Annotated in this window: 10 protein-coding genes; 5 read left to right on the top strand and 5 right to left on the bottom strand. The window is 70.9% G+C overall.

Annotated elements, in window-relative coordinates; all coding sequences use genetic code 11:
- Window positions 1-25 precede the first annotated feature (25 nt).
- A complete protein-coding gene (locus D0D37_RS33190; RefSeq protein WP_116204550.1) occupies window positions 26-1,438 on the bottom strand; it encodes a carboxylesterase/lipase family protein in 1,413 nt (470 codons plus the stop codon).
- 60 nt (window positions 1,439-1,498) lie between these two features.
- On the opposite strand from D0D37_RS33190, the gene D0D37_RS33195 reads away from it, so the two are divergent.
- Together D0D37_RS33195 and D0D37_RS33200 are read left to right on the top strand one after the other, a co-directional pair.
- Window positions 1,499-3,376, top strand: a complete 1,878-nt coding sequence (locus D0D37_RS33195) for a Na+/H+ antiporter (RefSeq protein ID WP_162834587.1) — start codon at window positions 1,499-1,501, stop codon at window positions 3,374-3,376.
- A 22-nt stretch (window positions 3,377-3,398) separates the two neighbouring features.
- Window positions 3,399-4,085, top strand: coding sequence for a histidine phosphatase family protein (locus D0D37_RS33200; RefSeq protein WP_116204551.1), 687 nt, complete (start codon window positions 3,399-3,401; stop codon window positions 4,083-4,085).
- Here the strand turns inward: D0D37_RS33200 and D0D37_RS33205 are convergent.
- The 3 genes from D0D37_RS33205 to D0D37_RS33215 all read right to left on the bottom strand — a co-directional run bounded on the left by D0D37_RS33205 (window position 4,061) and on the right by D0D37_RS33215 (window position 6,182).
- A complete protein-coding gene (locus D0D37_RS33205; RefSeq protein ID WP_116204552.1) occupies window positions 4,061-4,831 on the bottom strand; it encodes an ABC transporter permease in 771 nt (256 codons plus the stop codon). The two genes, D0D37_RS33200 and D0D37_RS33205, sit on opposite strands and share 25 nt — an antisense overlap.
- A gap of 275 nt (window positions 4,832-5,106) precedes the next feature.
- Entirely contained in the window at window positions 5,107-5,586 is a 480-nt protein-coding gene (locus D0D37_RS33210) for an MmpS family transport accessory protein (protein ID WP_162834588.1), read from the bottom strand.
- Window positions 5,587-5,783: 197 nt separating this feature from the next.
- Window positions 5,784-6,182: an NUDIX hydrolase gene (locus D0D37_RS33215; RefSeq protein ID WP_116204554.1), complete on the bottom strand. Its 399-nt coding sequence runs from the start codon at window positions 6,180-6,182 to the stop codon at window positions 5,784-5,786.
- Between the two features lie 38 nt (window positions 6,183-6,220).
- Between D0D37_RS33215 and D0D37_RS33220 the strand changes: the two genes are divergently transcribed.
- Window positions 6,221-6,967 carry an AraC family transcriptional regulator gene (locus tag D0D37_RS33220; protein ID WP_116204555.1) on the top strand — a complete coding sequence of 249 codons (747 nt, stop codon included), beginning with the start codon at window positions 6,221-6,223 and terminating at the stop codon, window positions 6,965-6,967.
- A gap of 24 nt (window positions 6,968-6,991) precedes the next feature.
- Here D0D37_RS33220 and D0D37_RS33225 read toward each other — a convergent pair whose 3' ends face one another.
- Window positions 6,992-8,470 carry an FGGY-family carbohydrate kinase gene (locus D0D37_RS33225; protein WP_116204556.1) on the bottom strand — a complete coding sequence of 493 codons (1,479 nt, stop codon included), beginning with the start codon at window positions 8,468-8,470 and terminating at the stop codon, window positions 6,992-6,994.
- Between the two features lie 92 nt (window positions 8,471-8,562).
- Between D0D37_RS33225 and D0D37_RS33230 the strand changes: the two genes are divergently transcribed.
- A complete protein-coding gene (locus tag D0D37_RS33230; RefSeq protein WP_116204557.1) occupies window positions 8,563-9,540 on the top strand; it encodes a LacI family DNA-binding transcriptional regulator in 978 nt (325 codons plus the stop codon).
- A gap of 404 nt (window positions 9,541-9,944) precedes the next feature.
- Complete coding sequence (locus D0D37_RS33235; RefSeq protein WP_116204558.1) at window positions 9,945-10,526, top strand: DNA-binding protein; 582 nt, start codon at window positions 9,945-9,947, stop codon at window positions 10,524-10,526.
- Window positions 10,527-10,554 lie beyond the last annotated feature (28 nt).

The following is a 10,554-nucleotide window of genomic DNA, read 5'->3' on the forward strand; positions in this document are numbered from 1 at the left end:
TGCCGGTTAGAACCGGCATTGCCACTCACGACTCCCACAACCTCCGCTGCTCCGCATCCGGATCCGACACCGTCTCGCTGACGTCATCGAACACCCGCGTCACCCGGCCCTCCGGCTCGTAGGCCGCCCACCCCGGATCACCAGTCGCCACGAACCGGACCCACGTTTCGAACATCTCCTTCGCCATCGCCCGCAGCCGTTCCGGATCGGGGCGGGCGATGGCGAACAGGAAGCGCCAGTTGGGGTTGCGGACGTCGTCGAACACGAACGGCAGGTCCACCCCGTGCGCCGCGCCGAGGCCCCGCCCGCGCGGCGCGATCCGCCAGTCCAGCCGGTACATCCACGCCGTGCCGCCCGCCGCGTGCTGGGTTTCCGCGAGCCGGATCGCCGGCAGCCACCAGTCCCCCGCCGTGCGGACGCGGTTCACCAGCTGGTCTTCCGGCCAGTCCGGCAGCAGCTCCCGGTACGCCTCGGTCATCCGGGCGATGTCGTCCGGTTCGAGCATCGTCGAGCCGGTGCCGAGCAGTTTCGCGCCGCCGGTTTGCAGCCAGGAGAACAGGTCCTGCTCGTCGGCCGTGGTTCCGGTGAGGATCCGGACCTCTCGCGCCGCGCCGTCCGCGACCGCTTCGCCGGGCCGTCGCGGCAGGAGATCCCCGTCGACGACCACGCGGTACGACACGAGCGTGCCGAGCTGAGCCGTCACTCGTTGCTGCGCCGTCAAAATCTCCGTGACCGGCAGTGTGGCGAAATCTGCGTTCCCTAGCTCAGCCAGCACCGCCTCGCCGACAGCTTCCGCCTCAGCCGGGGTGTGCACGACGGAACCAACGCCGGTGCCGCTCTGCACGATCGCCTGGTGGAACAGCCCTCGCGCGGAGGGAACCGCCAGCAATGTCCCCACGGTGCGGCCGCCATTGGACTGCCCGGCGAGCGTGACGCGGCGCGGGTCGCCGCCGAACGCGGCCACGTTGTCGCGGACCCATTCCAGCGCCAGAACCTGGTCGTGCAGCGAGAGATTCCCGTCCGAAATCCCCGGCAGGCGAAGCATGCCGAGCACCCCGAGCCGGTACGCGACGGTCACGACGACCACGCCGCGGCGGGCGTACGCGGACGCGTCGAACTGATGCGGCGCGCCCATCACACCGCCGCCACCGTGGATCCACACCAGCACTGGGTACGAGCCAGGCGCTTCGGGCGCGTAGACGTTGACGTACAGGCAGTCCTCGTCGCCGACGAAGCGTTTCCCGGTCACATCGGGCTGCGGCGCTTTGGCCGCGAACTCCGTCGCGTCGCGCACCCCGGTCCAGGACGCCACCGGCACCGGCGGCCGAAACCGCAGCTCCCCCACCGGCGGCTCCGCGAACGGCACCCCCAGGAACAGCCCGGCTCCGTCCCGCACCTCGCCGCGGACGGCACCGGCCCGCGTCTCCACCGTCGTCACGACCGGCAGCCTAACGCTGGCCCCCGCGCGTGCTCCGGAGCCGCGGGCGATGATTACGCGGTGGAAATCGCAGCGGAATTGGTGGCGCTGGTCCTGACGGTCCTCCTGGTGACCGTCGTCGCGCGCCGGATGGACTGGTCGGCGCCGCTGTGCCTGGTCGCGGTCGGCGTCGGGGTGTCGTTCATCCCGGGGGTGCCGCAGTACGAACTGGACCCGGAGATCGTCCTCATCGGACTGCTGCCGCCGCTGCTGTACTCGGCGTCGATCCAGACGTCGCTCATCGCGTTCCGCAAGCTGCGCGGGCCGATCGCGCTGCTGTCGGTCGGGCTGGTGGTGTTCACCGCGTTCGGCGTCGGGCTCGTCGCTTGGCTGGTCGTGCCGGGATTGCCGCTGGCCGCCGGGATCGCGCTCGGCGCGGTCGTCGCGCCTCCGGACGCGGTGGCGGCGAGCGTGGTCGCGCGACGCGTCGGGATGCCGCGCAAGCTCGTCCGGCTGCTGGAGGGCGAAAGCCTCTTCAACGACGCCGCCGCGCTGGTCGCGCTGCGGACCGCGATCGCGGCGATCGCCGGCGCGGTCAGCCTCTGGCAGGTCGGTCTCGACTTCCTGCTCGCGGCCGTCGGCGGGATCGTCGTGGGCTTCATCGTCGGGCTGATCGTGACGTACGTGCGCGCGAAGCTGGAAGACACGATCACCGACACCGCGCTGTCGTTCGCGGTGCCCTTCGCGGCGTACCTGCTCGCTGAAGCGGTGCACGGATCCGGCGTGCTGGCGGTGGTCGTCACTGGCCTCATCCAGGGACACCAGACGCCGCGGATCCAGTCCGGGCCGTCGCGGCTGGCGAGCAGGCTGAACTGGGAAACCGTCCAGTTCCTGCTGGAGAACATGGTCTTCCTGCTGATCGGCCTGCAGGTGCGGGGCATCCTGCACGAGGTCGGCAAGAGCGGGCTGTCGCTGTGGCAGCTCGTCGGGATCTGCGCCGCGGTGCTCGCCGCGACCATCCTCACGCGGATGCTGTGGATGGTCGGGATCGGCGTCGTGAAACGCCTCCTGAAAACCCTGGGCCTGGAACGCGGCAAGGTGTGGCCCTGGCGCTATTCGGCGGTGATCGCGTGGGCCGGGATGCGCGGCGTGGTCACGCTCGCCGCGGCGTTCGTGCTGCCCGCGGACACCCCGCAGCGCGCGGTGCTCGTGCTGGCCGCGGTCGTGGTGGTGGCCGGGACGCTCGTGGTGCAGGGCATGACGCTGCCGCCACTGATCCGGCGGCTGCGGCTGCCGCGTCCGGACCCGGCGGAGGACGCGCTGCAGGAAGCCGCCGTGCTGCACGACATGACCCGGGCCGCGCTGACGAAACTCGAGGAGCTGCGCCGTCCGGAAGACCCGCCGGAGGTGATCGAGCGGCTGCGCGACCGGTTGCAGGGCCGGTCCGATGCCGCGTGGGAACAGCTCGGACGGCAGAGCACGCTCGCCGAAACGCCGAGCGACGCCTACCGTCGGCTTCGCGTCCAACTGCTCGAAGCCGAACGCGAAGTGTTCCTGAAGGCGCGCGACGGAGGCACCGCGGACGACGCCGTGCTGCGCCGCGTGCTGGCGCGGCTCGACATCGAAGAATCCATGCTCGACCGCGACGAGGAGGAACCCCCGGTGGCCGAACGCGAACTCAGCACCCCCGCCGCCACGGCCGGGTCGTGCAAGCACCTCAGCCACGACTGGCCGGAGCAGGAACCCAGCACCCGCGACTCGTGCGCCGAATGCCTCGAAGCCGGGATGACGTGGGTCCACCTGCGGATGTGCCTCAAGTGCGGGCACGTCGCCTGCTGCGATTCGTCGCCGGGCAAGCACGCCTCGCAGCACTTCCACGAAAGCCTGCACCCGGTGATGCGCAGCTTCGAGCCGGGCGAGACGTGGCGCTGGTGCTTCGTGGACAAACAGCTCGGCTGAACCGACCGGTTAGGGTCGGGGCATGAGCACGCCCGAACAGGAAGTCGAGTACCGCCAGCACCGCTTCAGCCCGCCCTCGGGCGCCACCGAGATTTTCCTGGTGCGCCACGGGGAATCGATGCCGCAACGGCTCAGCGAGCCGTTCGATCTCGTCGACGGCCAGGCCGACCCGGACCTCGCGCCGGAAGGCCGCGACCACGCCGCGCGCGTCGGCGAACGGCTGGCGTCCGAACGCATCGAAGCGGTGTACGTCACCACGTTGCGGCGCACCGCGCAGACCGCGGCGCCGCTGGCGGAAAAGCTCGGCCTCACCCCGTCCGTCGAGCCGGAGCTGCGCGAGATCCACCTCGGAGAATGGGAAAACGGGCTCTTCCGCAAGCACACGGCGGAGGGGCATCCGCTGGCGCGGAAGCTGTGGGAAGAGCAGCGCTGGGACGTCCTGCCCGGCGCGGAATCCGACGAAGCGTTCGGCCTGCGGATCCGGGCCGCGCTCACGCGCATCGCCGCGGCGCACCCGGATCAGCGAGTCGCGGTGTTCACCCACGGCGGCGTGATCGGCGAGGTGTTCGCCCAGGCGAGCCGCTCGCTGGAGCGGTTCGCGTTCCTGGGCGCGGACAACGGGTCGATCTCGCACCTCGTGGTGCACGGCGAGAACTGGCTGATCCGCGGCTTCAACGACCGGTCTCACCTGACGGCCCCGCTCGGCTGAGCCGACTCGTCGCGGCGGATGAACCCCGCCGCGACGAGCTGCACCGTCACCAGCACGGCCACTATTTCCGCGGCCAGCAACCCGATCAGCACCAGCACCTGCGTGGTACCGGCCTGCAGCGGGCTCGCCCCGCCCAGCAGCACGCCGACGTACGCACCCGGCAGCGTCACCAGACCGACCGTCCGGGTCTGGTCGAGTGCCGGGATCAACGCGTGCCCCGCCGACGGACGGCAGATCTCCAACGCGGCATGCCGCGGCAAGAATCCAAGGGCGAGCGCGGCTTCGTACTCGCCGCGACGCTGCTTGAGTTCGTCGAGCGCGCGACGAGCGGCTTGCGACGTCGCGGTCATCGAACCGCCGATCACGATCCCCGCTATCGGCACCACCGAAATCGGCTTCGCCGGAACAACTCCGGATCCCAGCACCAGCCCCAGCACCGGTATGACGCCGGACGCCAGAGACAACGCGACCCACCCGATCCGCCTCGGCACCCCGATCCGGCTGGCGGACGTCGCGGCGGCGATGGAGAACATCGCGAGCACGAACAGGCCGGTCAGCCAATCCGAGCGCAGGATGAAGGTGATGACCAGCGAGACGAGCGCCAGCTGCGCGACCGCGCGGATCGCCGCTACGAGGACCGCCCTGCCCTGCCCGAGCTGCCCGAACCGGACGACAGCCGCGCCCGCGAGCGTCAGCACGACGAGCACGGCGATCAACGCGGGCCCGAACCCGATCGCACCGTTCACGGGAGTGATCCTGCCGCAGACAGGGGTCCGGCGCGGTGAACCGGGCCGCTGCTCCCTGACCAGCGCTACTCTTTTCTCTCAGTAACGCGGGAGTTCTCGCCCCCGTCGACCGGGCCCGGCGCGCGATGTGAAGGTCCGTGAGGGGAACCCTGAGGGAATCTGATTCCCTCAGGGTTCCCCTCACGGACCTTCACAGCAACCGAGCCACACCGCGCTACCGAGAAACCCCGATGCGGCATTGGGGCGCGGTGCCGGAGTGCTTCAAGCCGCCCGGGTCAGGCGCTGCAGCTGAGCTGCCGCCCCTCCCCCGCCACCGATTTCTCGGCCACCACGTGCCCGTCCACCCGGATCCGGCACAGCAGCGCCCCCGCGCTTTGCGCCACCAGGCTGCTGAACACCGGCTGCTCGGCGGGAGCCTTCCGCTCCACCGTCACCGACCAGGGCAGCTGCACCTCGGCCTGCTGTTCGAGGTCGCCGCCGGTCGCGACGTAGGTGAGGTTGTGCGCGACGTCCGCGCCGGTCAGTTCGTAGACGACCGTGCGGGTCACCTCGCGGACGATCGCCGGTTCGACCGTCACCGACGGCACCGCCGCGGCCGCGGCGGGCCGGTCCGGGGTCGCTTTCGGCATGGCGTACCACGCGACAGTGACCGCGACGGCGATGACGCCGACCACGACCACCACGCTCCCGAGCGGCCGCAGCCTGCCCGATTCCCCCCGAACCGCCGTGGGCCGGGTCGCGCCAGGAACACCCATGGAGAGGTCTTCTCTTCTCGAGCGCACTTCCCGCGAGTGCGACGTCTGGTTCTTCGCCAGACCGTTACACGGCGTTAGCCAACCCGGGAAAATCGGCTTCTTTTCACCCTGATGGGGGTAGCCGGGGTTCGCTCAGAAGTGCGGTCACCACGCACGATGGCGATAACGCTCGTGCGTCCCCGGCTGACCCAGGGTGATCAGTCGACCAGCCCGGCCTCGGACAGCATCCGCAGCACGCGCTGTCCGGCGGGCGGGCAGGCGGCGGCGTCCGCGGCGCGCAGCCAGGCGGCTTCGGCGATCTCGGCCGACGGCTCCGGTTCGCCGGCGTGGTCGGCGGTGTAGCAGGTCATCCGGACGCGGCGGCCGTCGGCGAATCCGTCGGCCTGCTCGTCGAGCAGCGCGAAGAACCGGAAGCTGAGCGGGTCGAGCGCGACGCCGAGTTCCTCGCGGATCTCCCGGCAGAGCCCCTCGACGTCGCCCTCTCCGGGTTCGCGCTTGCCGCCGGGGAGATAGAACTTTTCCTTGCCGGAGGTGCGGACGGACAGCAGCCGCCGGTCCTTCACGTGGACCCAGGCCAAGGCGTCGATCGGGGTCATGCACGCATTCTGTCGTACCCGCGGGGCATGATCGCGGGGTGTACCGCGAAAGCCCGCCGCCGGTCTCGCTGCGCCGCCTCGTGCGGTGCCGCTGGGAGTCGGTGGAGCCCGGTCCGAAACGGATCGTCCCGGACGGCTGCGTCGACCTCGTCGCCGGCGCCGGTCAGGTGTTCGTGGCCGGACCGGACACGACAGCGTGGACGTCGGAGTTCCCGCCCGGCACCCGGCTGCGCGGCCTGCGTTTCCAGCCCGGCGCGGCGGCGGCGATGCTCGGCGTGGGCGCGGACGAGCTGCGCGACAGCCGGATCTCCCTGACGGACCTGTGGAACCACCGCGGCGCGACCCTCGCCGACGAGATCCTCAGCGGCCGGGACCTCGCCGACGCGATGGCCGACGTCGCGACGGACCGGGCGGCTCAAGCGGATCCGGTGGTGGAACGGATGCTGGCGCACCTCGCCGCGGAAACTGCCTGGGATGCCGAGATTCCGGACCGGCGAGAATCCCTCGCGCACGATCGATCCGCATGGCACGCGGCGAAAGCAGACCGCAGCGAACGGCAGGCACGCCGCCTGTTCACCCTCGCAGTCGGCTACGGACCAGCCACCTACCGCCGGATCCTGCGCCTCCAACGAGCCATCGCGCTGTCACCCGCCGCCACCACCCTCGCCGACCTGGCCGTCGCCGCGGGCTACGCAGATCAGCCGCACCTCACTCGCGAATGCCGAGCCCTCACCGGCCTCACCCCGGGCAGCTACTTCTCCCTCGTGCGCGTTAATGCCGGTTAGAACCGGAATTAACGCGCACAAGGGTCACTCCGCCGCCAGATCCTGTTGCCGCGCAAGGAAATGCGCCGTCTCCACCGTCGCCGGATACAACGCCCGGTAGTGCGCGTAAAACTCGTCGTACCGGTCCGCCCGCTCCGCATCCGGCTGGATCACCTCGGCGACCGGGTTCCACGCCTCGATATCCGGCTCCAGCCCGACCGCCACCGCCGCCAGATAAGCGTCCCCGAAGCACGCCCCGACAGTTTCCGTCGGAAGATGCTGCGGCGTCCGGGTCACGTCGCTGACAATGCCCGTCCACACGCGCCCCTGCGTACCGCCGCCGACCGCGACCAAGCGGCGCGCGGGCGAGCCCATCGCGGAAAGGTTGTGCCGCACCCCGTAAGCCGTTCCCTCCAACGCCGCGCGATACAGCTCGGCCCGGCCGTGCGAGGTCGTCAACCCGGCGATCAGCCCGCGCGCCAACGGATCCGGCACCGGAGTCCGCTCACCCGCGAAGTACGGCAACATCAGCAACCCGCGGCTTCCGGCCGGAACGCGACCGGCCGAAGCGACCAGTTCGGCGAAATCCCCGTCGAAGAGTTCCCGCAGCCAGTCGGTGATCGCACCGGACGTCGCCATTCCCGCCGCCAGCGAGTAACTGCCGGGAAAAACCCCGCGCGTCGCCCACAATCCGGAGACAGGCCGCGCCTCGGCGACAGCCTGCACGAGAAACATCGTGGTGCCGTACATGACCATCGTGTCGCCAGGATCGCGCACGCCCGCGCTGGTCGCTTCGGCCCACGCGTCGATCGTGCCGCAGGTGACCGGCAGTCCGACCGGCAACCCGGTCTCGGCGGCCGCCTGAGCGGTGACCGTGCCGACCACGTCGGTCGGCCAGGCGAGCCGCGGCAGCTCGATCCCGGGAGCAACGAGCGCGGCCCAGTCCTCCGCCCAGCCGCCCGCGCGCAGGTCGTACATCGGATCGCACTGGCTGGCCGAATGGTGGTCCAGCACGTACTCGCCGGTGAGCCGCTGCACGAGATACGAACTCGCCATCAGGAACTGCCGCGCCCGCGCGGCGACCTCCGGCTCGTGCCGGTACAGCCACCGCCATTTCGGGCCGACGGCCTGGCTCGACAACGCGCTCCCGCAGCGTTCCACAATGGACTCGTCGCCGAGTTCGGCGGTCAGTTCGGCGATTTCCGCACCGGCCCGGGTGTCGACGCCGTAGAGGATCGCCGGGCGCAGCGGGCGGCCGTCGGCGTCCGCGGGCAGCAGCACCGGGCCGATGCCGCTCACCGCGAGCCCGGCCGGTTTCCGGCCTCCGGCCAGCAATTCGCGCACCAGTTCGGCGAACCCGGCCCACCACACGGTCTCGGCGTCGTGCTCGAACCAGCCGGGCCGCGGGCGGGAGGTGCTGTGCGGGCGGGCGGCGCGCGCCAGTACAGTGCCGTCCGCACCCACGAGGACGCCTTTCGAACTGGACGTGCCGATGTCGATGCCGAGCAACGGGCCCGGTCGCATCACAGCACCCCCGGCAAGCGGACGGTAAACGATTACCGGGAAGGTATTCTGCGCTCACCGGGGTGTCAAGGAAGCCAGGACGAGGAGGCTCGGTGGCCACGATCAGCGACGTCGCCGCCAGGGCAGGCGTCTCGACCGCCACGGTGTCGCGGACCCTGAACGGCAAGTCCACAGTGGACCCCGAGCTGGCCGCTCGGGTGCTCGAGGCCGCCGAGGAACTCGGCTATCACCCGAACGGACTGGCGAGAAACCTGCGCCGCCAGGAAACCGCGGTGCTCGCGCTGATCATCTCCGACGTCGAGAACCCGTTCTTCACCTCGATCGCGCGCGGGGTCGAGGACCTCGCGCAGGTGTCCGGGTATTCGGTGGTGCTCTGCAATTCCGACGAGAACGAGGACAAGGAACGCCGGTACCTCGACGTCGCGCTGCAGGAACGCGTCGCGGGCGTGCTGCTCTCCCCGACCGGCCCGGCCACGAACGTCACCCGCCTGCGGCGGCTCGGCACGCCGGTGGTCGCGGTCGACCGCCCGCTGCCCGGCACGGACGGCGACCAGGTTCTCGTCGACACCCGCCGCGCCGCCCGGCAGGCGACCCGGCACCTCGTCGCGAACGGCTACCGGCGGGTGGCGTGCCTGACCGGACCGTCCGGCGTGCGCACCGCCGACGACCGGCTCTCCGGCTACTTCGACGCGGTCGGCGAGGAGAACGCGGTCTACCGCCGCGCCGAGTACCGCGCGGAAGGCGCCCGCCGCGCCGCCGGAGACCTGCTGGACCAGCCGACTCCGCCGGACGCGCTGCTGGTCGCCAACAGCACGATGGCGATCGGTGTCCTGGAGTCGCTCGCGGAGCGGAACCTCCGCGCCGGGCGCGACATCGGCATCGTCTCCTTCGACGACGCCCCGTGGACCACCTTGATCGACCCGCCGCTGACCGTCGTGGCACAGCCGGCGTACGAGATCGGCCGGGTCGCCGCGCAACTGCTGCTGGCCCGCATCGCCGACAGCACCCGCGAACCGGTCACCACGACCCTGGACGCGCAGCTGATCGACCGGCAAAGCTCGCACCGCTGAGCGGAACCGCCGCGGAAAACGGCGCCGCAAGAAGAATTCCGCGGCGGATCAGCCGAGCAGGTCCAGGGAGAGAAGCGGGAAACGACGTGCCTGGCGGCCCGGCGGAGATCCGCCGAGCCGCCAGGCACGCCCCACCCCCTGTCCCCCCAGCTTCCGCCGCGGACGGCGGAGCACGGGCCGCACCCGAGGGCGGGAAACCGATTACTCGTTCGCAACGTAAATCCGCGGTCCGGGAGTGTCAAGCACTCGAAAGCCTGGACAAGCAACCCGGTGCGGGGCAGACTGTCCCGAACTCGCCTACGCATCGTGTTGACTTCTGTGCGATGCGTGGCGATCTTTGGTGAATTCACCCACAAAAAGGCGAGAAACCGCACGAACCCGCACACACGCGCTAGGGTGAGCGTATGTCGATAGCGCTGGAGAATGTTCTCGCCAGAGCCGGCCTCAAGGCCGACGCGAACGAGTTTCTCACGCTCGTGGAGGACGCGGCCCGAAGGCTGTCGCCGCCCAACCCCGACCCCTCGCACTACTTCTCCCCCGATCAGCAGTCCGCGCTGGCCGACGCGGGCCTCGACCTGAGCCCGCGCGACGAGGGCGAGCCGGACTTCCGCGCGCGCACCGTCGCCGCGCACGCCGTCCTCGCCGATTCCGCGCTGTCGGTCGGCCAGGCCGCCGAGATGCTGAACGTCGACGACAGCCGGATCCGGCACCGCCTCAAGGAAGGCAGGCTGACAGGCTGGAAGGACCAGGGCTGGCGGCTGCCCGCGTGGCAGTTCAACGGCGCGGGCGTGCTGCCCGGCCTCGAAACCGTGCTGCGCGCCGTCCCGCAGGACCAGCCCGCGCTGGTCGTCGCCGCGTTCATGAACACCCCGCAGTCCGACCTGGTGATCAGCGACCGGCCGGCCACGCCGCGGCAGTGGCTGCTCGCCGGCGGCGACCCCGAGCAGGTGGCGCGGCTCGTCGCCACGCTCGGCTCGCCGTTCTGACCCGCTGACCTTCTCCGCCTGCGCGCCC

The organism is Amycolatopsis circi (genome assembly GCF_003385235.1).
Lineage (GTDB): Bacteria > Actinomycetota > Actinomycetes > Mycobacteriales > Pseudonocardiaceae > Amycolatopsis > Amycolatopsis circi.

Excerpts from the sequence above, each read along its gene's own strand:
- D0D37_RS33200 (WP_116204551.1), top strand. The coding sequence starts at position 3,399 with ATGAGCACGCCCGAACAGGAAGTCGAGTACCGCCAGCACCGCTTCAGC.
- D0D37_RS33210 (WP_162834588.1), bottom strand. The coding sequence starts at position 5,586 with ATGGGTGTTCCTGGCGCGACCCGGCCCACGGCGGTTCGGGGGGAATCG.
- D0D37_RS33215 (WP_116204554.1), bottom strand. The coding sequence starts at position 6,182 with ATGACCCCGATCGACGCCTTGGCCTGGGTCCACGTGAAGGACCGGCGG.
- D0D37_RS33225 (WP_116204556.1), bottom strand. The coding sequence starts at position 8,470 with ATGCGACCGGGCCCGTTGCTCGGCATCGACATCGGCACGTCCAGTTCG.
- D0D37_RS33235 (WP_116204558.1), top strand. The coding sequence starts at position 9,945 with ATGTCGATAGCGCTGGAGAATGTTCTCGCCAGAGCCGGCCTCAAGGCC.